Genomic DNA, 19651 nt, shown 5'->3' on the forward strand with positions numbered 1-19651 from the left:
CTAACAATATATTGGGATGAGAAAGGGTTATGACTATTTTGCCATAAATACCGGTTCATTTTTTTGATTTACGGTGCAGGGAAGGGAATAAGCCGGTACAAACGGGGAGCCTTCAGTTAACAGCACGCGGATATCTTCCCCGGGTTTAAACGCCCGCTTGCCCGTTTTGAGCGCTTTTGCCAGATCAGCCCGGTAATCGACATAAATGCCGCCTCTCCCGGTAATGACAAACGGCAGTTTCCGGCCGGTATACGGAGACACCACGTACGGATCTGTTTTGTAACCGAGCTTTTTAAAATCTAAAGCGTATACATTTCTTGCAATCTCTTTTTTAAATGGCGGATAGCCCTGGGACGCAATCCGGATTTGCAAGTCTCTTATTTTCTCGGGTATTCTCGTATCAAACACTTTGACCGTCGGATGATGTTCCGGATCAAGGAGCACATATTGCAACGTGCCGCCGTTGTCATACGCATTTGCCGGCGGATCGGGCAGGTAGTTTTTCGGGCTTTTCAGCTTGTTGAAATCAATCGGGTATTTTAAATAGACCGGCGTATTTTGCGGCTTTGTCTTGATCGGAAGCAGGCCGCTATTGTCTTTCCGGTATTCATCTACAGCTTTTTGCACCATTTGAAGCTGCATGTCATCCGGCAGCCCGCTTTCTTTTTCCTGTGCCCCCGGATAAAGGCAGCCGCCTAAACTGATGCAGGCGCAAACAGCTACAAGCAATAGCAGCATATTTTTGAAGTGCAAAACGATCTCCCCCTCCGGTTAATTTGCCGGCCCGCTCAGCACGATATAAGCCATAATCAGGCCGCCCAGCGCCAGGCAGGCATACGCAATCACAGCAGCCGCCCATTTGAACAGTTTTTGTTTCAGCCTGTATCGGCTTGCAACAATCAATACCATCGCCAAACAGAGCAGGCCCATGCCAAAAAGCGAAATCCACATATTCGCCATCCCCCGGGACAAAACCATCTCCCCTTTCTCCCTTGTAAAATTCGTAAACTTTTCGGACTTCGGACATTATATCATAAGCTTTTGAAATGTTTCAATTTACGGCATAAAAAAGGCCGGGGCGAACGTCTGCCCCGGAGAAAAGGTTGACTATACCCAGCCTGCGCAGTTTAAAGCGAATTCTTTTTCCTTGCAGTTTATGCAACATGCATCCATCCGGTATCGTCCGAAAGCCTACCGGGACTTTTTTGCCAAGATGCCTAGTACTGTTCCCCCAGCATATCCATCAAACCTTCCATTTCATGTTTTTTCAGCCGGCCCATTAAATTGTCGACTGCTTCTTTCGGATCAAGTCCTTCAAATAAGACATGGTAAAGGGCATCGGTAATCGGCATTTTCACTTCGTACCGGCTGGAGAGCTGGTAAGCCGCCTTTGTTGTCCGGACGCCTTCCACGACCATTCCCATTTGTTCCAGCACATCATCGAGCTTTTTGCCTTTGCCGAGCATATTGCCGGCCCGCCAGTTCCGCGAGTGGACACTCGTACACGTCACGATCAGGTCGCCAATTCCGGCAAGCCCGAGAAAAGTGAGCGGATTTGCACCCATTTTAGTGCCGAGCCGGGCGATTTCCGCAAGCCCTCTTGTCATTAAAGCCGCTTTCGCATTGTCCCCGTAGCCGAGGCCGTCCAAAATGCCGGCTGCAAGCGCAATAATATTTTTCAGGGAACCGCCCAATTCGACGCCAATGATGTCGGGATTCGTATAGACGCGAAAATTCGAGTTCATAAAAATGTCCTGCGCTTTTTTGGCAGCTGCCATTTTTTTCGATGAAACGGTTACGGTCGTCGGATGGCGCAGGCTGACTTCTTCAGCATGGCTCGGCCCCGATAAAACCGTGAGATCCCGCAGCAACGATTCCGGCATTTCTTCTTCAATCATTTCCGAAATGCGCATCAGGGAACCCGGTTCAATCCCTTTCGTGACATGGATGATGGAAAGCGGGCTTTTCCGCACCGCTTTTACTTGCCTGCATACATCACGCACCGCTTTTGTAGGGACCGCCAGTACAGCGGTATCAATGTCGTCTAACGCTTCTTCAAGTGAAAAGATGCCGGTAATGGCAGATTGCAGCTGAATGCCCGGCAAATAAAACGCGTTTGTATGGGATGTATTGATTTCATCGATCTGGCCTTTTTTGTTTCCCCACAACCTGACCTGAAAGCCGTTATCAGCCAAAACAATCGACAAGGCAGTGCCCCAGCTCCCCGCGCCGAGCACTGCAATCGTTTTTTTGGACAAATGAAACACCCTCTTTATGTTTATTTACGCGCACGGGCGATGATGTGGATCGGCGTTCCGGTAAAACCAAACGCATCACGGATCCGATTTTCCAAAAACCGTTCGTACGAAAAATGCATCAATTCGGGATCATTGACAAACACAACGATCGTCGGCGGTTTGACGGAGACTTGCGTTGCATAAAAAATTTTCAGCCGCCGCCCTTTGTCCGTCGGCGTCGGATTCATCGCAACCGCATCCGTTATAACTTCATTCAGCACGCTGGACTTCACGCGCATCGCATGGTTCTCGCTGACCGTCTTAAGCAGCGGGAACAGCTGGTCCAGCCTCTTTTTCGTTTTTGCCGATACGTAAATGACCGGCGCATAATCAAGAAACTGAAAATGGTCCCGGATTTTCTGTGTAAACTGATTCATCGTTTTTTCATCTTTTTGAACGGCATCCCATTTGTTGACGACAATGATCACGCCGCGGCCCGCTTCATGGGCGTAGCCGGCAATCCGCTTATCCTGTTCGCGGATCCCTTCCTCGCCGTTTAAAACGACACAGACGACATCGGAACGCTCAATCGCCCTCAATGCGCGCAGCACACTGTATTTTTCCGTGTTTTCATACACTTTTCCTTTTTTGCGCATCCCTGCTGTATCAATCATAACATAAGTTTGATCTTCATAAGTATAGACGGTATCCACTGCGTCTCTTGTCGTCCCTTCTATGTCGCTAACAATGACGCGCTCTTCGCCGAGAATCGCATTAAACAGCGAAGATTTTCCGACGTTCGGCCTCCCGATGAAACAAAATTTAATGACATCTTCCCCGTACTCCTCGTCCGCTTTTTCCGGAAAATGTTTGACAACTGCATCGAGCAGGTCGCCAAGGCCGAGGCCGTGTGCGCCTGATATCGGGAAAGGATCGCCAAAACCGAGGGCGTAAAAATCATAAATCTGGGTGCGCATCTCGGGATTGTCGACCTTGTTCACTGCCAGAACGACCGGCTTTTTTGACCGGTACAATATTTTGGCGACCATTTCATCCGCAGAAGTCACGCCTTCTCTGCCGCTTGTGATAAAAATGATCACATCCGCTTCCTGGATGGCGATTTCAGCCTGCTGCCGGATCTGCTCGAGGAACGGTTCATCCCCGATATCAATGCCGCCTGTATCAATCACGTTAAATTCGTGTGTCAGCCATTCAGCCGGACTGTATATGCGGTCCCTTGTCACTCCCGGAACATCTTCCACAATCGAAACGCGCTCTCCTACAATTCGGTTAAAAATGGTAGATTTGCCTACATTCGGGCGTCCGACAATTGCCACAACCGGTTTTGCCATACGATTCACCCTTTCTGTTCCGTTTTCGCAAAACAAATCAACTTTAGTAGTTTATCAATATTTTCTTGTTCAAGCAATATGCCGTAATTCATCCTGGCTTTTCCTTTTTTGCCGCTCTTTCTGAGATGAGATTCAAGGCGGTATCGATGAAATGCCAGCCGCACGCGTAGAGGAGAAAAAGCCCGGCGATATCGAGATATGCCGCAGATCCTGCCGTAATATGGAAATCCCATTTTGCAAGCACGAGCGCATACAGGATTTCCCCTTGTGCCGTACCGGTGAGTGCAGCGGCAACAGCATCCATTTTTGAGCGAAAAAGCAAATGGACAAGGATAAACAAAAACAGGCTATAGCAAATAGTACGCCAGGCAAACATCCAGACCGGATCGTACAGTTCAAATAACAACAGGCCTGCATAACCTGTCATCACGATGAAGACGCCGGCGAGCCGGACCAAAAGTGCCCATTTCGAAAATCTGCCGAAGTACCCATAACCGGCAGCCATAATGACGATGAGCGCCCAGCTCATATCAAGACGGCCCACCGCCGCTTGATGCGGAAAGGCAATCAAAAGCAGCAAAGCAACCAGTGCTGCCGGAAACCGCAAAGGGTGATCCCTTTCCAGCAAAAATGTCGCCCAAATCCATACCGCCCACATCACCCCCAAAAAAAATGCTCCTTCCACGGTGCACCCTCCTTTATCTCCATTATGGGAAAGATTGCACCGGGTTAACCGCAAGTTTTTCGCTTTTTTCAGGCATACTACAAGCGGGGGTGAATGGGCAATGGGAAAAGACCGCCAGGAGAAAAAACTGCGCCAAAGCGGGCGTGTAGAAAGCGACCGTGACCAAGCGCTCCATTACGGAGGGGCAACCCGCCTCGAAAGCGCTGACGCAGCACGCAAACGGCAGTAAAGAAAACGGTTTATAGAAAAGACAAAGCGCAAAAAAGCTGAGCGGCACCGGCAACCCGGGCGCCGCTCAGCTTTTCCATTCCATCCGGACATTTTTACTGTTTAAATTTCTTCAACTGGTCCCCAATCATATCCCCGAGCTGGAACCCGGTATTTTCTTCAGGCAGGTCATAATCAGAAGCTTCTGTATCGGCCTGTTCCAGTTCTTTCATGCTTAAGGACAAGCGGTGTGCCTGTTCGTTGACATCGAGCACTTTCACCTGCACTTCCTGTCCTTCCCTTAACACTTCATGCGGGGTGGACACATGCTTATGGGAAATTTGTGAAATATGAACAAGCCCTTCAACGCCCGGGAATACTTCTACAAACGCCCCGAACGAAACTAGGCGTTTTACCGTTCCTGTAAGGACAGTCCCTTTCGGCGCTTTCTGTTCAATGCCTTCCCAAGGGCCCGGAAGCGTATCCTTGATGGACAAGGAAATCCGCCCGTTGTCCCGGTCCACCGACAACACTTTCACTTTGACTTGCTCTCCTTCTTGGACGACATCGGACGGCGTTTCCACCCGTTCGTGCGCAAGCTGGGAAATATGGACAAGGCCGTCAATTCCGCCGATATCGACAAAAGCGCCGAAACTCGTCAGCCTTTGCACGGTCCCTTCCAGCACCTGGCCTGCTTCGAGATGGTCAAGGATATCCTGGCGTTTTTCTTCTTTTTCTTTTTCCACAACAGCTCGGTGTGATAAAATCAACCGGTTTTTGTCTTCGTCCAGTTCAACGATCAAAAAGGGCAATGTCTTCCCTTTATAGTCGGAGAAGTCTTCAACAAAGTGGTCCTCGACAAGGGACGCAGGAACAAAGCCGCGGACACCCAAATCGACAACAAGGCCGCCTTTTACCACTTCATTGACTTCCGCTTCAATGATTTCCTGGTTTTCAAATTTTTCCTTCAGCTCATCCCAGGCTTTTTCAGCATCATATTTCCGTTTGGAAAGAATGACGGCGTCTTCTTCCACTTTCGTAACGACGAGATTCAGCTCGTCCCCTTCTTTCACGGCATCTGATGCGGTTTCAATATGGAGATTGGAAAGCTCGCTGATCGGAATAATCCCGTCCACTTTGCTGCCTTCAATGGAAACGAGCACTTGCTTTTCCTCCACTTTGACAACCGATGCTTTCACTTTATCCCCTACAGAAAGGGACCGTACTTCTATTTCATTCATTTCGTCTGACATATGTACTTCCTCCTTATCCGGCGCTTCAACTACCATTGAATATACCCGTTCTTTTCAAATTAATTCGTATAATTCAAAAAGAAACGCTTTCCTATCAAATTTCTAACATCTTTTACTTTTTGTCAAGTAAAGAAGCCGATTGCTGCTGTGCCATTTTTTCTTTTGCCATCGCAAGAATCTTTCCGGCAACTTCATCAATATCCATGCTTGTCGTGTCCAGTTCTACGGCGTCCGCCGCTTTAGAGAGCGGTGAAACTTCCCGTTCGGAATCCAGCCTGTCCCTTTCCTCAATCTCCTGTTTTAAACGGCTGAGGTCTGAAGGGATCCCTTTTGCAACATTTTCGGCATGGCGCCGCTTTGCGCGCTCATCGGCGCTGGCTAGCAAAAAAATTTTCAATTCGGCATCCGGCAGTACTTTTGTCCCGATATCCCGGCCGTCCATGACAACGCCGCCACCGCGGGCGAGCATCCGCTGCCGCTTGACCATTTCTTCACGGACAACGGCATGCTTTGAAACAGCCGAAACTGCTCTCGTCACTTCCCTTTCCCTGATCTTGCCGGTTACGTCTTCACCGTCGACAAAAACGACCTGGCCGTTTTCCCCCGGCTCCAGGCGGATATTTGTCTTGTACAAAAGTTCGGCAAGCGCATTGCCGTCTTCAAGGTCCGTTCCGTACTGCAGCGCTTTATAAGTAAGCGACCGGTACATTGCCCCTGTATCAATGTAAATATATTGCAACTGCTCGGCAACTTTTTTCGCCGCCGTGCTTTTCCCTGCAGCAGCAGGACCGTCGATGGCAATATTGATTTTTTTCATACAACGATTTCACCCTATTCTCTCTTGTTGCATATACCCGTTTTTTGGGCAGATAAAAGGATACACCCTTTTTATAGTGTACCATAAAATGGTGAATCCTCCTATCCATGAAATGCAAGTTTTATCCGGAAAGCCCCTTTTTACGGAGCAAAAGCTGCTGCTCGAAGCAAAAACGCAGGATATACTGCCTCTCTTTCGCGCTTGTATTTTTAAACTGGAGCGAGGCCCCTGTTTTTCCGCCGGTTTCAAACAGCCTAACGACGGAAAAATGCAGCTGTAAGTATTGGTAACCTTCTTTTAGCGGCAGGACAAGAAGCGCTTTTCCTGTTTCATGCTCCCTTGGGCGGATATCATCAGGCAAATAGACCGCACAGCCGCCCGAACTGATGTCTTTTGTAACTGCCGTTGTTTTCAAATTGGATTCCGGAAAGGTGAGGGCAATATCGAGTGCGGCGTCTACCCTGACATACTGCCGTCGCTGGATTTTGCGCACATCTTCCGGATCAGGAGCGGATAAAATGAGCATCGGGATATTGCCGAGTTCCCTGCCGGTTACTTTTGATGAAAACCGGTAAGGAATCTGGCCGTCCGAAACGAAATCAACGAGCAGCCCCTGGCCGAGCAGCAAAAATACGGTCCGGTTTGTTTCCATGTCGATCGGGTAATCAATATAAATTTTATCCTCTTTTATATCCGCAATTTTACATCTATATCTTTTACCTGTATCTTTATCTTCCAGTGTGAGTTCCAGCCCGACTTTTAACATCTTCCCAAACCCCTTTTATAGATTCCAATCTTATTATGACACAGGCTGGGCAGTTTTGTATTCTTTTTTCGCGTTTCATTTCATTTTTTGCCAAAAGGCCCGGCTGTACGCCGGGCAATGCTCATATGGACTTGCCGTATGCTCTTTCCGTGTTTTTCAGCTTTTCCACTTTTTCTTCGTTGCCGTTTTCCGCGTTGATATAAATCCGGTACGTTTCATCATGCAACACGCCGAGAAATTCATAACAAAGCACTTCCCGGTTCATGTCGCCGGTCATGATCGCAAGGCGGCTTTCCATAATGTCAAGCTTCGGATTCACACGGGACCTTGCTTCTTTTTCGCTGATGGCGGGCTTTGGAATATCCCTTTTTTGATGGCTTTTCAGAAAATCATCCGCTACAAACCCGATCACCTGGCCGTTGTCAAGCGCCACTTTTAATTTGACCGTTTCCGGATAAATGCGGACATTCCCCTGTTTCGCAGCGAAAGAAAAAACACCGACGTTGTCATATTGTGTGCTTTCAAACATGTCCATTTTCTCAAAATGGTGCCGGTTTAAAAAATCCGCCGCTTTCTTTTGGGCCTCGTTTAAACTGATTTTTTGCTTTCCCACCGGACGCTTGTTGAAAAACCAGACCGGGTATCCCCCTTTCCGCGTCACATCTGCGGTTGTTTCATTGCCGTTTTTGTCTTTTATACGGACGGTGTAAAAAGAAAAACGGGCGCCTTTTTGATTCGGTTTGGCTTCCGCCTGGCGGGCCGTTTTGAGTCCGGCGTATTGTTTTACAGTGGCGACCGCCTGTTTTTTGCTGATCATTTTTCCTTCCAGGTGCTCATAATGGTCATCGCGGTTTTGGAAACTCGTAAAAGACGGGCTGTTCAAATCGGCATTGTCATAGCCTTTGACCGTCCTTTCGACCGTCTTAAAGCCGTCGATGATCGTGTTATCCTTCGTTTCTTTTCCTTGGGCAAGGGCGCGTTCCACGTCCATCCAGCGGAGATTGTGCTTTAAAACATTATTTTGCACGCCCCGGAGCTGGTCCTGGATATCCGCGCTCTGGCCGTACAGTTTTTTCAGTGAAGCATACTCTTTATCGGATAGAGGTTCTTTATCCAAATCGCGCACCGCCGTCCGGTAGCTGAAATTCCCGATATTAGTCAGAAATTCTTCCGTTTTATGAAAAGGCAGAAGCGATAACGGAAGTTGGCCGACATCCGCATGCGCTTCTGATGTCAGGCGCCATACTTCAGCCAGTGCCGGTGAAAGGGACTTGCGTGAGTTCATGGCGAGGGTGTTTCCGATTTCATCATGCAAAAGGTCCATTCTGTATGCAAGGTCATGAAAAGCCCTTTGATACGTGCTTTCTGCATTTAACAAGACCGCCTCTTTTTCACGGTGCTCTTTATATGCCCAGGCAGCAGTCCCGCAAAGCCCGAGGGCAAGCACAACAATCATTGCCCGTTTCAGCATATTCATTTCCCCCTCTTATTTACAAAAAATATGTTTGCCGATTCGTTTGATTTGCGGCCTTGACCAGATCCACTTGCTTGTTGCGGTCGCCGGATTAAAATAATACAGCGCATTACCGGACGGATCCCAGCCATTGATCGCATCGAGGACGGCTTTTTTTGCCGTATCATTCGGCGCAAGCCAGATCTGCCCGTCGGAAACACAGGTAAACGCACCCGGTTCGAAAATCACCCCCGAGATGGTGTTTGGAAAAGACGGGCTGTCAATACGGTTTAAAATAACAGCCGCCACGGCCACCTGCCCTTCATACGGTTCGCCGCGCGCCTCCCCGTAAACCGCTTGCGACAAAAGGCGAATATCGTTTTGCGAAAATCCGTTCGGCACATTGGTAGCGGTTTGGACGGGTTTTTTGGCTGCCGTTTTCGGTGCCTGCTTTTTTGTGCCGCCGTAATACGTGAATTTTTTCCCGCTTGCAACCATGGACTTTACGTATGCCGCATCGTATTTTGACGCTTTGACGAGTTTCGCTTTGACGCCCGGGCCGGCGAGGCCGTCAACAGGCATTCCGTATGCCTTCTGGAAATTTCTTAAAGCCCAGTAAGTGCTGTAACCAAACACCCCGTCAATCGTTCCTTTATAGTAACCGATGTACTGCAGCCTCGCCTGCAGTTCAATCACATCATCCCCGACCGCTCCTTTTTGAATCACCTGATTCGAAAACGCCCGGGCCGTCCCGCTTGTGCCAAAAGAAAACAAGGCCAATACGGCACAAAGCAGCAACATGTATTTTAAGCGATTTTTTCCAATCATACCGCACCCCCCAAAAACTTTAAGCATTATCCGTAGTTTCTGGAGAAGGCGGCAATTTTATGCAAGACATAAAAAAACAACCGGCGATTGATCCGGTTGTTTTGCCCATTATCATAATTGTTGTGTCCCTGCCGCATCCTGCGCAAAATGTTTGGCAGAAAGGCTGTGCGCCTGCTTTGCTTTTTTCAGGCCGAGCCACCAAAGCCCGAGCATAAACGGTACCATAAAATACAGCCATTTTTGCTGGGTGAGCATGATCCAGTCGTAAAAACCGTGCAGGATCACCGGCACCATAAAAGAAAAAAGGAACCAGCACTTTTTGCGCGGGGAGAATCTGGATTTTCCCATATAAAAGCCCATCATGACACCGAAAATGGCATGGCTTGATACAGGAAGAAGCGCACGCCCGAACGCCAGGTCAACGCCGCCCGAAAAAAGCGATAAAATATTTTCGAGCGTGGCAAATCCGAGCGAGACGCTGACGCCGTAAACGATGCCGTCAAAAGGTTCATCAAATTCCCGGTTAAAAAACACAATAGCGGCCAAACACAGCCACTTGCAAAGTTCCTCCGGCAAAGCGGAATGGAGGAAAGCATGCCAGATGCTGCCCGAAAAGAGATGCTCCCGTTCGAGGATAAACTGCAAAAACATGACCGGCAGCGTGATAAGCGCACCGTATAAAAACGCTTTTGCAACAACAAGTATCGGCTCAGGCTCAAACTGGTCCCGCAAATAAAAATAGCATAGCAGGGCAAGTCCGGGGGCGATGCCGGCTGACAAAAGGACAAGCATATCGAAACCTCGCTTTTTGTAAAAATCAAATGATCCGTGCAGAGTTTTGTTTTCATCGTAACATGAAAAAGCCGGAAAAGAAATACTGCCCCCCCGAAAAAACCTTTAATTTCCTTTTTGCAAGAGAGCCTCCCGTTTTTTGATCTCAGCGGCAATCACACCGCCATGGAAACGCCCGTTTTCAATAAAAATCTCATTGGCATTGTTTCCAGCAGCAAGCACGCCCGCAATAAAAATTCCTTCAACATTCGTTTCCATTGTCTCTTCTTTGTAATGTGGGCGGCCTGTTTCCGGATCGACGCCCACTCCCATTTTCCGCAAAAACGAATGATCCGGATGATAACCGACCATCGCAAATACAAAATCATTCCGGATCTCTTTCACTTCTCCGCCCGCTTCGTATACAACGCTCTGTTCTTTAATTTCTTTCACGTGCGCCTGAAATTCCATTTTCACTTTCCCGTGGCGGATAAGCGAATCAAATTCCGGCAATATCCACGGTTTAATGCTTTCGGAATAATGATCGCCGCGGTACAGCACGGTCACGCGGGCGCCCGCCTTGTGAAGTTCAATGGCGGCGTCCACAGCAGAGTTTTTTCCGCCGATCACGCAAACATCGGTGTCAAAAAACGGATGGGCTTCTTTAAAATAATGGTACACTTTGTTTAAATCTTCCCCCGGGACATCCAGCCTGTTCGGATTGTCGTAATAGCCGGTTGCGATGACCACATAAGGCGTCTCATATTGGCCTTTTGTCGTCGTAACGATAAAGGTTCCGCGTTTCTTTTCGACACGGAGCGCTTCTTCAAACCGGTGGATGCGAAGGGCCTTCAGTTTCGCCACTTCGCGGTAGTATGTAAGCGCCTGGTTGCGCTTCGGCTTTAAATTTTCGGTAATAAACGGCACATCGCCGATTGCAAGCCGGTCGCTTGAACTGAAAAAAGTCTGGTGCGTCGGATAACGGTAAATCGCATTGACGACATTTCCTTTTTCCAGTATAAGCGGATGTTTCCCGATTTCCTGCAGGCTGATTGCAGCAGCCAATCCGCAAGGGCCGCCGCCAATAATGATACAATCTTCTTTTCGCATGTTTGTCCACTCATCCTTTTTTCGTATCTTCCTTTTCGTTTTCATCCATTTATTTAAAAATCTCCCACCGTGAACACGACAGGAGATTTCAGCCTTCTTCTTCTAAAACCTGTAAAGCCCCGTTTGCCGCCCGGCTGGAGCCGGCTTTCGGAAACTCTAAATCCAGCCTCTGAACCGCGAAGCTTCCGCCACTCTTCTTACACCGATCATATAAGCGGCAAGCCGCATGTTCACCCGGCGTGAGCGGGAAGTATTGTAGACCGTATTAAACGACTGGACAAGCACTTTTTCAAGTTTTTCTTCCACTTCTTCCTCCGTCCAGTAATACCCCTGGTTATTCTGTACCCATTCAAAATACGAAACCGTGACGCCCCCGGCAGATGCAAGCACATCCGGAACGAGCAGAATGCCGCGGTTGGTTAAAATTTCGGTTGCTTCAAGCGTTGTCGGGCCGTTTGCTGCTTCCACCACAATTTTCGCCCGGATATTATGGGCGTTTTCTTCTGTAATTTGGTTTTCAATGGCGGCCGGAACGAGAATATCGCAATCCAGTTCAAGCAATTCCTTGTTCGTAATCGTATTTTTAAACAGGGTTGTAACCGTCCCGAAACTGTCGCGGCGGTCGAGCAAATAGTCAATATCAAGGCCTTCCGGATCATGCAGCGCGCCGTATGCGTCGGATATGCCAATCACTTTTGCGCCCGCATCATGCATAAATTTTGCAAGGAAACTTCCGGCATTGCCGAACCCCTGAATGACAACCCTGGCGCCTTTTAAATCAATCCCTTTTTTTCTGGCCGCCTCGCGAATGCAGATGGTTACCCCTTTGGCCGTAGCGGATTCGCGGCCGTGCGAACCGCCAAGCACAAGCGGTTTTCCTGTGATAAAGCCCGGCGAATTAAATTCGTCGATCCGGCTGTATTCATCCATCATCCAGGCCATTATTTGCGAATTTGTAAACACGTCCGGTGCCGGAATGTCTTTCGTCGGACCGACAATCTGGCTGATCGCCCGGACATAGCCGCGGCTCAAATTCTCGAGCTCGCGGAAAGACATTTTCCGCGGATCGCAGATGATGCCGCCTTTTCCTCCCCCATACGGCAGATTCACAATGCCGCATTTTAGCGTCATCCATATAGACAAGGCTTTCACTTCATTTTCCGTCACATCCGGATGAAACCGGACGCCTCCTTTTGTCGGGCCGACAGCATCATTGTGCTGCGCGCGGTACCCCGTAAAAATCTTAACCGTACCATCATCCATTCTGACGGGAATTTTAACCGTTAACATACGGACCGGCTCTTTTAAAAGTTCGTATACTTCTTCAGGGTATCCAAGCTTTTCAAGAGCTTCGTGAATAATTGTCTGTGTCGATTTCAGCACATCTCGACTTGCTTCCATTGTTTGATGATCTGCGCCCTTTTCGGCTGCCATTATCGCAAACCTCCTAGATACGAAAGAAATATCTGCTATCAAATTTAGTATACAACTTTCCCCAGCAGATGAAAACCTGAAAAAACATGGCGGACGGTTACGGGAAATGCTTCAGGAGTTCCGCAAGCGCATTTTCCTCAAACACCGCGATCCCGTATTCCCGGACCATAAACGGGGAAATCCGGGCGCGCTCGCCGTATTCAAGAATAAGCGGCGCATTTTGTGTTCCCGGTTTTTGCAGCAAATAATACTGGTCTTCGAATATATAAAGGCTGCACGCGGAAATCCGGCCGATCTGGTTTAAAAAGCCCGCAAGCGCAATCACTTCCTCAATCGATGGAAAAAAGTAGGCTTCTTCCTGTTCCAGCGTTTCCGGATCCGCCCATTCGCCCGGATCCGCGTCGTCCGCTTCGCCCACTGTCAGAATAAACACCAATTCCTGGACATTAAATGAATAGATTTCAATGGTCAGCATATCGCTTTCGCCGACATGGTAAGCCTGATCCGCCAACTCCAGCATTTCTTCAAATAAATGATTCCAAATGGGCGAGTCGAGATCGTTTTCCATAATACCGCGTTCCGATAACTCTTCAAACGTAATGGAGTATTTAATTTTATTGGATGAAATCCGTTCCAGCTTCATTGATTTCCGCCCCCTGCATACGGATCTTACCTTATCGTATGCGGAAGGGGAAAGATGGTTCATGATGGCCGCCTGCTGCTTTCGATCGTAATTAAATGGGCTTCCGGTTTTGCACAAAGCCTGAGTGGAACAAGTGTCGTGCCGTAACCGTTGCTTATGAGGTGGATGACATTGCGCACTTTTCTCACCCCGCCGCGCCTGTAACGGCTAAGGCCGAGAATACGAATCTGCCCGCCGTGCGTATGGCCGCTCAGCATCACATCGATATTGTCCCATTCATGAAGCTGGTGGATCATTTTCGGGTTATGGCTGATTAAAATCCGGAGATCGTCCGGCTGCACCGATTGAAGTGCTTCATCGAGATTTTCGTTTTCCGTCGTCAAATCATCCACGCCGATCAGCGCAATTCGTTTTTTCCCGTTTACATATACAAAATCCGCCGCGTTGCGCAGCGTGCGGACGCCGGTTCTGGCAAAAACGGTCGCGAGCGCTTCGCCGTCCGCTTCATAATCATTATTTCCCCACACAAAAAATACCGGGCCAATTTTTTTCAGCAACCGCAAATTTTCCTCTGTTCTGGAAAGCGGAACCCCCTTTTCCAGCAAATCTCCCCCGATTATTGCAAATCGTGCTTCTCCTGTTGCCTCTTCGACCAGCCTGGGATCAATTTTGCGCCGGTGGATATCAGAAATAAAGAAAAAAGTGCACGGCTCCTCTCCGGCCGGATACTCATCAAGCAAAAACCGGTGCCGGATGAGCCGATTTAACGATGCTTCATAATGCATATACATCAATAAAACAATGCCAAGCAAAAAGGCAATCGATAAAAATGCAAACATACACGAGTGCTCCTGTTCCGCCGGGTGCTGGCCGGCACAAACGAAATTTTCTGCAATCCCTATCCGTATTATATCTTAATCATGGCAGATAGAAAGCATTCCGGCATTGTTTTTGACATAGCGGGAGAGAACCGCACATAAAATGAAAAAGACTTTTAAATGTCAGGAGGACTGAGATGAAAAACCATTATAAAACGTATCATCCCTTTATCGGACCGTTTGACCCCTGCCCGCCGATAACCGAAAAAGTTTACTCCACCCCGCCGAATTTGTATTTAGGGTTTCAGCCCCCGAACCTTCCGCAATTTGCACCGCAGGAAGCGTTAAGGCGCGGGACGCTTTGGAGGCCGCTTTATGACCCGTATTACAGCCCTTATGAACGGGCAAAGGAGGAAAACGATTGAAGCAGCTGCCAAAAGAGTATTACACAAGGCTTGAAGAACTGCAGGCCCTTGATTTTGCACTTGTGGAACTGAACCTTTATTTGGATACCCATCCCGATGACCAGGCAGCGATCGAACAGTATAACACTTTTGTCCATGCCAGGAAAAAAGTCAAAAGAGCATTTGAAAAACAGTTCGGGCCGCTGACAAATTTCGGGCACAGCTATTCGCCAACGCCTTTCCAGTGGAAAGAGCCGCCGTGGCCATGGCAGGTATAAGCAAATAAAGGAGGAAACCGTACATGTGGATCTATGAGAAAAAATTGCAATATCCCGTCCGGGTCTCAAGCTGTAACCCGAGACTTGCGAAACTTTTAATCGAGCAGTACGGCGGAGCGGACGGAGAGCTTGCGGCAGCGCTCCGGTATTTGAACCAGCGCTACACCATCCCAGATAAAGTGATGGGGCTTTTAAATGATATCGGCACGGAAGAACTGGCCCATCTTGAAATGATTGCGACGATGGTCTTAAAATTAACAAAAGATGCCACACCGGATCAATTGATTGCTGCCGGCCTTGACGCGCATTATGTGGACCATGATAAAGCGCTCCATTATCATAATGCCGCAGGAGCCCCGTGGACAGCTACCTATATCCAGGCAAAAGGGGATCCGATTGCCGATATTTATGAAGACATTGCCGCCGAGGAAAAAGCGCGGGCTACGTATCAATGGATCATCAATTTAAGTGACGACCCTGACCTAAATGACGGGCTCCGCTTTTTAAGGGAGCGGGAGATTGTCCACTCGCAGCGGTTCCGCGAAGCCGCGCAAATTTTAATGGAAGAAAGAGACAGAAAAAAAATTTTTTAGAAGATGCCGGGGCATCTTCTTTTTTTCGGCGGCTTTTAGTCTCCGTACCTGTTCCGGTGAATGGCTACTTGTTCTCGTGGTATAAATTAATATCAAACTCTTTTTGCATCATTTCGAATACAAGGTGGCGATCCTTCCAGCTTTCCCCTTTCCATAAATCTTTGCTTTTATCAATAATTTCGCAGCGGAGCGCATGGAATTCTTTTTCAGCCTTTTCCCGCTTGTCAAACAAGATTTTACTCATGCCCCAAAACGCGGCGGCCAAGAGCAGGAAAAACAGCTGAAACGGGCTTTCTGAAATGCCGGAGAAAACGGAGAACATGGAATCGGCATTTTCAAAAGAACGGTAAACATAGTAAGCCCATGCGCATGTGTAGAGCATGCTTGTCCAAAGAAAAACAAGATGCCGCATCCGAAGCCGGTCAAATTTTTTTTTGCGTTTGACGACACCCTGTAACATCTGCTTTGTCGCCGCATCTGTCCCTTTTAGCCCGGTGATGGACGGCTCCATATTGATCCCTCCCTCACTCTACTATATGCGGCAAGGGACAGATCCATGACAAGCAGGCAGCTGCCCTGTCCTGAAATTTCGCCGGCAGATTCTCCTCTTTTTGGGGCGCCATTTATCGCGGGATGGGCATCTATCTGAAAAACAAAAACGTATAACAGATGTAAACGGCAATTGGCACTAAAATAAAAATGACAGCCAATAGGTTCACAAGCGGCAACCGGGAGCGGGATTCCTTTTCGGTACTTTTCCGCTTTTCTGCCCGCGAAACGGCCGCCGCCGTTTGTTTCTCCGTTTTTTCCTTTGCTTTGCCGGCCGGTTCAAGCTTTTGCCGCCGTTTTTCCATTTCAATGATATATTTTTCGTCTGACATGGCTTCCCCTTCCCCACATCCGGACTAAATCCCCTGTTTTTTGATGCGGATACCTAGTAAACAATCGATTGTAAAATGCATGATGATGACCGCCGGAAGATTTTCATGAGAAAGCACATAAACGGCACCAATCCAAAAACTCAAAAGCAGCACATTCGCGATTAAATACCAGTGGCCAAAATACCGGATATGCATGAGTGCAAAAATAAGGCTTGCTGCCGGCAATCCAAAATGCGTCTGGATGGCGCCCCGAAACAAGAGCTCTTCCGCCACCGCGATCAGCGCCGTTAAAGCAATAATAGACGGAACCGAACGGGTTTTAAAAATCCGCTCATTCACGCCCCCGTCATCATAATACGCTTTCGGGAGCCATTTCATGAGCAAAGTATCCGCAAAAACGACAGCAACTCCGTTTAATAAACCGTATGCACATTTCGCAAATGACATACGAAAGTGCTGAAAAAATGCTTTGCCATCCGGAAATAACAGAAATCCGAGCAAAGCGGCAGCAAACAGGAGAATCAGCTGTGTCAAAATTAAGTGAAAAGTAAGTTCCCGGTCTGTGAGTTCCTTGATCAAATCCGCCTGTTTTCTTCGTGCCATTTTTGTTCCCCTTTTCTGAATAGGTCCTGCAAAAGCAATTCCCATGCAGGAACGGTTTCGAGGGTGCCCCCGCTTTTTTGATTGCTTTCATATAAGGCTGTTTCAAGGCCGCAAATGTCACAGCACGCTTCATTGCCAGCAGCGGGCGGTTCACCGAAATACCGTAAAATTTCCGAGCGGCGGCATGACGAAGACCGGACCATCTGCACCATTTCCTTTAACTTCCGGCGCTTGTACGCCATCCGCTCGTTCCGGATGGCTGCAACCTCCCGGGTCCATGCTTCTTCCGGCAGGTTAAGCACTCTGTGGTGCAGCAGAAACCGGAGTTGCGGTTCCGTGCATCCAAGCGCCGCCCCGGCTTCCTTCAAATCTCCTTTCCATCTGCTGAAAGCGGCCAATTGTGCATCAGTCGGAAGCTCAGCCTCGATCAGCTGAAGCGGGAGCCGTTCATCCCCTTCCGTATACAAAAGGACGGCAATGCTCGGAAGCCCGTCCCGCCCGGCTCTGCCGATTTCCTGCAGATAGGCTTCCATCTGCAACGGCAGGTGAAAATGGATGACAAAGCGGATATCTGCTTTGTCCACCCCCATGCCAAACGCGCTTGTCGCACAAATGATCTTGATCTGTCCGTAAATAAACTGCTGCTGGATCAAAATTCTTTGCTCCTGGTCGATGCCGCTGTGATAGGCGGCCGCTTCGGCGATTCCCTCCTGCCTTAACCGCGCCGCCATTTCCTCAGCCGCCTTTTTGCTTGAAAAATAGATGATGCCGGGCTTCTGCAAGTTTTTCGCATAGGCAACTAGTTTTTCCTCTTTTTCGCGGTATGAAGGAATCCGGTCTATTTTAATGGCGATATTGGGCCTGTTGACAGAATAAATAAACCGGTTTGGGTCTTTTAAGCCAAGATACTTGCAAATATCGTCCCTCACCTGTTCTGTTGCTGTGGCGGTCAGAGCTAGGGTAAGCGGTGTGCCCAATTGTTTCCGGACTTCGCCAAGGTTTAAGTATTCCGGCCTGAAATCATGACCCCACTGGGAAATACAATGCGCTTCATCGACTGCAAAGAGCGCAGTCCGGATGGTTTTTAATTTTCCGAGGACATAGCGGTTGTGCAGCATCTCCGGCGAGACAAAGATGAATTTGAAAGCGCCCAGATGTGCAAGGGCCGCTTCCCGCTCCGGACCGGTTAAAAACGAATTTAACGCAACCACACTTTTTTCGCCGCGCATTTTCATCTGCTCTGTCTGGTCCTGCATGAGCGATAAAAGCGGGGAAACGATGATGCAGGACCCGTCCAGCAAATAGGCAGGCAACTGGTAGCATAAAGATTTTCCGGTACCGGTCGCAAGCATCGCCAGTGTATCTTTGCCGTCCAGCAGTGAACGGATGACTTCTTCCTGCCCCGGCCGGAATGCGCTGAACCCGAACTTACTTTTCAAAAAACTTAAAAGATCCACTGCGGCCCATCCTTTCTGCCAATACAAGGCGAATATGGAAATACGGGATGTCCCCTACTTTTTCTTTAATCGGTTTTAATTTCTTCGTATTTAAATCAGCGGCTGCCTGGATGATCTTTTGTTCTTCATCCTTTGGCACATACCGGTTCAGTGGAAAATCCGGGACCGTTAACGCGATTTCAATCAAATGGTCTTCAATCGTGCTTTGTTTTAACCCTCTCAGCGTGCTGATTTCCGCAATCGTTTTCCCTTGCTTCAAGAAGCCGAATGTCACCGCGGCAGACCGGGTCAGTGGCAAGGCCTTTTGCACATCGTGAAGCATTTGGTATAAATACCGGAATGTTTCAGGATCTCCAAGGATGCGCCGGACGATAAAATGAAGCAAATGCAAAAATCGGTACCAGTACTCTACAGGATCAAGGTGCAGGGCGGAGGCAGCCTGCGTGATCGTATATCCGATCCGGCCCGCACCCGTCAACCGAAGGACAAAAATTTCAGGCTTTTCCGGCGGGCTGCCGGAAAACAGGCTGTAAAATTCACGGTACAGATGCTCCGCTAACGCAATCCTGCTTTTTGCATGCTGTTTCAGCCAGTTTTTTGCCCAAGCCTGAAGAGCCGGGTCCCTTTGAACCGGATAATATACTTTATTTCCATACACTAAGTTGGATACGGCCTGGGTAATGAGATTCAACCTTTTCCAAAACAGATTTGCCGAATCCTGGTATTTCAAGCCGTCCAGGTAAGGAAACCGTTCTTCCATCCTGCCGGTTGCCAAAAGCAGGGCAGCACCTTTTTCTGTGACCACGCAGGCATCCGGGCCGCTTTTTTGCAGCAACCCGGCTTTTAATAGGGCCTCTACTTCGCGTGTGAAAGCCTCACGGGAAATAAATGGAAACGTTTGAAAGAGCCTGCCAATCTTGAAAAAATGGGAATCCTGGATCGTCTGTGCTGATTTTTTGCCGTTTAATAGATGAAAAACAGCATAAGGGGTGCGTTCTCCATTCAGGTTGCTGAAGCAATCCAGCAATACAGCCTGTAAAAAAGGCATCTGAATCCTCTCC

Annotated in this window: 24 protein-coding genes; 4 read left to right on the top strand and 20 right to left on the bottom strand. The window is 48.6% G+C overall.

Going from position 1 to position 19651, the window contains the following annotated elements; translation table 11 throughout:
• Positions 1-33: 33 nt before the first annotated feature.
• The 5 genes from OF158_RS09300 to OF158_RS09320 all read right to left on the bottom strand — a co-directional run bounded on the left by OF158_RS09300 (position 34) and on the right by OF158_RS09320 (position 4274).
• The gene (locus OF158_RS09300; RefSeq protein ID WP_014098154.1) at positions 34-753 is read right to left on the bottom strand and encodes a hypothetical protein; all 720 of its coding nucleotides are present in this window, start codon (positions 751-753) and stop codon (positions 34-36) included.
• 18 nt (positions 754-771) lie between these two features.
• Positions 772-978 carry a DUF2768 domain-containing protein gene (locus tag OF158_RS09305; RefSeq protein WP_014098153.1) on the bottom strand — a complete coding sequence of 69 codons (207 nt, stop codon included), beginning with the start codon at positions 976-978 and terminating at the stop codon, positions 772-774.
• A 239-nt stretch (positions 979-1217) separates the two neighbouring features.
• On the bottom strand, positions 1218-2258 hold the full coding sequence (locus tag OF158_RS09310) for an NAD(P)H-dependent glycerol-3-phosphate dehydrogenase (RefSeq protein WP_043052498.1): 1041 nt from the start codon (positions 2256-2258) through the stop codon (positions 1218-1220).
• 20 nt (positions 2259-2278) lie between these two features.
• Positions 2279-3589: a ribosome biogenesis GTPase Der gene (gene der / locus OF158_RS09315; RefSeq protein WP_014098151.1), complete on the bottom strand. Its 1311-nt coding sequence runs from the start codon at positions 3587-3589 to the stop codon at positions 2279-2281.
• A gap of 88 nt (positions 3590-3677) precedes the next feature.
• Positions 3678-4274: a YphA family membrane protein gene (locus OF158_RS09320; RefSeq protein ID WP_017550473.1), complete on the bottom strand. Its 597-nt coding sequence runs from the start codon at positions 4272-4274 to the stop codon at positions 3678-3680.
• Positions 4275-4374: 100 nt separating this feature from the next.
• On the opposite strand from OF158_RS09320, the gene OF158_RS09325 reads away from it, so the two are divergent.
• The gene (locus OF158_RS09325; RefSeq protein WP_014098149.1) at positions 4375-4503 is read left to right on the top strand and encodes a YpzI family protein; all 129 of its coding nucleotides are present in this window, start codon (positions 4375-4377) and stop codon (positions 4501-4503) included.
• A 94-nt stretch (positions 4504-4597) separates the two neighbouring features.
• Here OF158_RS09325 and rpsA read toward each other — a convergent pair whose 3' ends face one another.
• From rpsA to OF158_RS09375, 10 genes are all read right to left on the bottom strand, one after another.
• Positions 4598-5734, bottom strand: coding sequence for a 30S ribosomal protein S1 (rpsA, locus tag OF158_RS09330; protein WP_014098148.1), 1137 nt, complete (start codon positions 5732-5734; stop codon positions 4598-4600).
• Positions 5735-5846: 112 nt separating this feature from the next.
• On the bottom strand, positions 5847-6551 hold the full coding sequence (gene cmk / locus OF158_RS09335) for a (d)CMP kinase (protein WP_017550474.1): 705 nt from the start codon (positions 6549-6551) through the stop codon (positions 5847-5849).
• A 121-nt stretch (positions 6552-6672) separates the two neighbouring features.
• Positions 6673-7317 (bottom strand): flagellar brake protein, encoded by a 645-nt coding sequence (locus OF158_RS09340; protein WP_014098146.1) that lies wholly within the window; start codon positions 7315-7317, stop codon positions 6673-6675.
• A gap of 121 nt (positions 7318-7438) precedes the next feature.
• The gene (gene ypeB / locus OF158_RS09345; protein ID WP_035184684.1) at positions 7439-8788 is read right to left on the bottom strand and encodes a germination protein YpeB; all 1350 of its coding nucleotides are present in this window, start codon (positions 8786-8788) and stop codon (positions 7439-7441) included.
• A 15-nt stretch (positions 8789-8803) separates the two neighbouring features.
• Complete coding sequence (gene sleB / locus OF158_RS09350; protein WP_014098143.1) at positions 8804-9598, bottom strand: spore cortex-lytic enzyme; 795 nt, start codon at positions 9596-9598, stop codon at positions 8804-8806.
• A gap of 111 nt (positions 9599-9709) precedes the next feature.
• Complete coding sequence (gene prsW, locus OF158_RS09355) at positions 9710-10390, bottom strand: glutamic-type intramembrane protease PrsW (protein ID WP_035184682.1); 681 nt, start codon at positions 10388-10390, stop codon at positions 9710-9712.
• A 105-nt stretch (positions 10391-10495) separates the two neighbouring features.
• The gene (locus OF158_RS09360; RefSeq protein ID WP_035184680.1) at positions 10496-11479 is read right to left on the bottom strand and encodes a YpdA family putative bacillithiol disulfide reductase; all 984 of its coding nucleotides are present in this window, start codon (positions 11477-11479) and stop codon (positions 10496-10498) included.
• A 156-nt stretch (positions 11480-11635) separates the two neighbouring features.
• Complete coding sequence (locus OF158_RS09365) at positions 11636-12913, bottom strand: Glu/Leu/Phe/Val family dehydrogenase (protein WP_035184678.1); 1278 nt, start codon at positions 12911-12913, stop codon at positions 11636-11638.
• A 97-nt stretch (positions 12914-13010) separates the two neighbouring features.
• Complete coding sequence (locus OF158_RS09370) at positions 13011-13556, bottom strand: adaptor protein MecA (protein ID WP_017550477.1); 546 nt, start codon at positions 13554-13556, stop codon at positions 13011-13013.
• Between the two features lie 59 nt (positions 13557-13615).
• Entirely contained in the window at positions 13616-14395 is a 780-nt protein-coding gene (locus tag OF158_RS09375; protein ID WP_026683317.1) for a metallophosphoesterase, read from the bottom strand.
• Between the two features lie 176 nt (positions 14396-14571).
• On the opposite strand from OF158_RS09375, the gene OF158_RS09380 reads away from it, so the two are divergent.
• From OF158_RS09380 to OF158_RS09390, 3 genes are read left to right on the top strand one after another with little or no spacing between them, the layout of a single operon-like run.
• Positions 14572-14799 (top strand): spore coat associated protein CotJA, encoded by a 228-nt coding sequence (locus tag OF158_RS09380; protein WP_014098137.1) that lies wholly within the window; start codon positions 14572-14574, stop codon positions 14797-14799.
• Positions 14796-15056: a spore coat protein CotJB gene (locus OF158_RS09385; RefSeq protein ID WP_014098136.1), complete on the top strand. Its 261-nt coding sequence runs from the start codon at positions 14796-14798 to the stop codon at positions 15054-15056. The genes OF158_RS09380 and OF158_RS09385 overlap by 4 nt, the downstream gene beginning before the upstream one ends.
• Positions 15057-15079: 23 nt before the next feature.
• The gene (locus tag OF158_RS09390) at positions 15080-15649 is read left to right on the top strand and encodes a manganese catalase family protein (protein ID WP_014098135.1); all 570 of its coding nucleotides are present in this window, start codon (positions 15080-15082) and stop codon (positions 15647-15649) included.
• Positions 15650-15713: 64 nt separating this feature from the next.
• Here the strand turns inward: OF158_RS09390 and OF158_RS09395 are convergent, their stop codons facing one another.
• The 5 genes from OF158_RS09395 to OF158_RS09415 all read right to left on the bottom strand — a co-directional run bounded on the left by OF158_RS09395 (position 15714) and on the right by OF158_RS09415 (position 19638).
• Positions 15714-16160: a YpbF family protein gene (locus OF158_RS09395; RefSeq protein ID WP_013859532.1), complete on the bottom strand. Its 447-nt coding sequence runs from the start codon at positions 16158-16160 to the stop codon at positions 15714-15716.
• Between the two features lie 130 nt (positions 16161-16290).
• A complete protein-coding gene (locus tag OF158_RS09400) occupies positions 16291-16530 on the bottom strand; it encodes a hypothetical protein (protein WP_014098133.1) in 240 nt (79 codons plus the stop codon).
• 24 nt (positions 16531-16554) lie between these two features.
• On the bottom strand, positions 16555-17133 hold the full coding sequence (locus OF158_RS09405) for a CPBP family intramembrane glutamic endopeptidase (RefSeq protein WP_035184675.1): 579 nt from the start codon (positions 17131-17133) through the stop codon (positions 16555-16557).
• Entirely contained in the window at positions 17106-18590 is a 1485-nt protein-coding gene (locus OF158_RS09410; protein WP_035184673.1) for a RecQ family ATP-dependent DNA helicase, read from the bottom strand. The genes OF158_RS09405 and OF158_RS09410 overlap by 28 nt, the downstream gene beginning before the upstream one ends.
• Positions 18562-19638: a YpbB family protein gene (locus OF158_RS09415; RefSeq protein ID WP_035184671.1), complete on the bottom strand. Its 1077-nt coding sequence runs from the start codon at positions 19636-19638 to the stop codon at positions 18562-18564. The genes OF158_RS09410 and OF158_RS09415 overlap by 29 nt, the downstream gene beginning before the upstream one ends.
• Between the last annotated feature and the right edge of the window lie 13 nt (positions 19639-19651).

It is taken from the genome of Weizmannia sp. WK01, from assembly GCF_025905465.1.
Lineage (GTDB): Bacteria > Bacillota > Bacilli > Bacillales > Bacillaceae_C > Weizmannia > Weizmannia faecalis.

What these genes read in the sequence shown, in the direction of transcription:
- OF158_RS09305 (WP_014098153.1), bottom strand. Translation starts at nt 978, where the DNA reads ATGGTTTTGTCCCGGGGGATGGCGAATATGTGGATTTCGCTTTTTGGC.
- der (WP_014098151.1), bottom strand. Translation starts at nt 3,589, where the DNA reads ATGGCAAAACCGGTTGTGGCAATTGTCGGACGCCCGAATGTAGGCAAA.
- OF158_RS09325 (WP_014098149.1), top strand. Translation starts at nt 4,375, where the DNA reads ATGGGAAAAGACCGCCAGGAGAAAAAACTGCGCCAAAGCGGGCGTGTA.
- rpsA (WP_014098148.1), bottom strand. Translation starts at nt 5,734, where the DNA reads ATGTCAGACGAAATGAATGAAATAGAAGTACGGTCCCTTTCTGTAGGG.
- cmk (WP_017550474.1), bottom strand. Translation starts at nt 6,551, where the DNA reads ATGAAAAAAATCAATATTGCCATCGACGGTCCTGCTGCTGCAGGGAAA.
- OF158_RS09340 (WP_014098146.1), bottom strand. Translation starts at nt 7,317, where the DNA reads ATGTTAAAAGTCGGGCTGGAACTCACACTGGAAGATAAAGATACAGGT.
- ypeB (WP_035184684.1), bottom strand. Translation starts at nt 8,788, where the DNA reads ATGCTGAAACGGGCAATGATTGTTGTGCTTGCCCTCGGGCTTTGCGGG.
- sleB (WP_014098143.1), bottom strand. Translation starts at nt 9,598, where the DNA reads ATGATTGGAAAAAATCGCTTAAAATACATGTTGCTGCTTTGTGCCGTA.
- prsW (WP_035184682.1), bottom strand. Translation starts at nt 10,390, where the DNA reads ATGCTTGTCCTTTTGTCAGCCGGCATCGCCCCCGGACTTGCCCTGCTA.
- OF158_RS09360 (WP_035184680.1), bottom strand. Translation starts at nt 11,479, where the DNA reads ATGCGAAAAGAAGATTGTATCATTATTGGCGGCGGCCCTTGCGGATTG.
- OF158_RS09365 (WP_035184678.1), bottom strand. Translation starts at nt 12,913, where the DNA reads ATGGCAGCCGAAAAGGGCGCAGATCATCAAACAATGGAAGCAAGTCGA.
- OF158_RS09370 (WP_017550477.1), bottom strand. Translation starts at nt 13,556, where the DNA reads ATGAAGCTGGAACGGATTTCATCCAATAAAATTAAATACTCCATTACG.
- OF158_RS09375 (WP_026683317.1), bottom strand. Translation starts at nt 14,395, where the DNA reads ATGTTTGCATTTTTATCGATTGCCTTTTTGCTTGGCATTGTTTTATTG.
- OF158_RS09380 (WP_014098137.1), top strand. Translation starts at nt 14,572, where the DNA reads ATGAAAAACCATTATAAAACGTATCATCCCTTTATCGGACCGTTTGAC.
- OF158_RS09390 (WP_014098135.1), top strand. Translation starts at nt 15,080, where the DNA reads ATGTGGATCTATGAGAAAAAATTGCAATATCCCGTCCGGGTCTCAAGC.
- OF158_RS09395 (WP_013859532.1), bottom strand. Translation starts at nt 16,160, where the DNA reads ATGGAGCCGTCCATCACCGGGCTAAAAGGGACAGATGCGGCGACAAAG.
- OF158_RS09400 (WP_014098133.1), bottom strand. Translation starts at nt 16,530, where the DNA reads ATGTCAGACGAAAAATATATCATTGAAATGGAAAAACGGCGGCAAAAG.
- OF158_RS09405 (WP_035184675.1), bottom strand. Translation starts at nt 17,133, where the DNA reads ATGGCACGAAGAAAACAGGCGGATTTGATCAAGGAACTCACAGACCGG.
- OF158_RS09415 (WP_035184671.1), bottom strand. Translation starts at nt 19,638, where the DNA reads ATGCCTTTTTTACAGGCTGTATTGCTGGATTGCTTCAGCAACCTGAAT.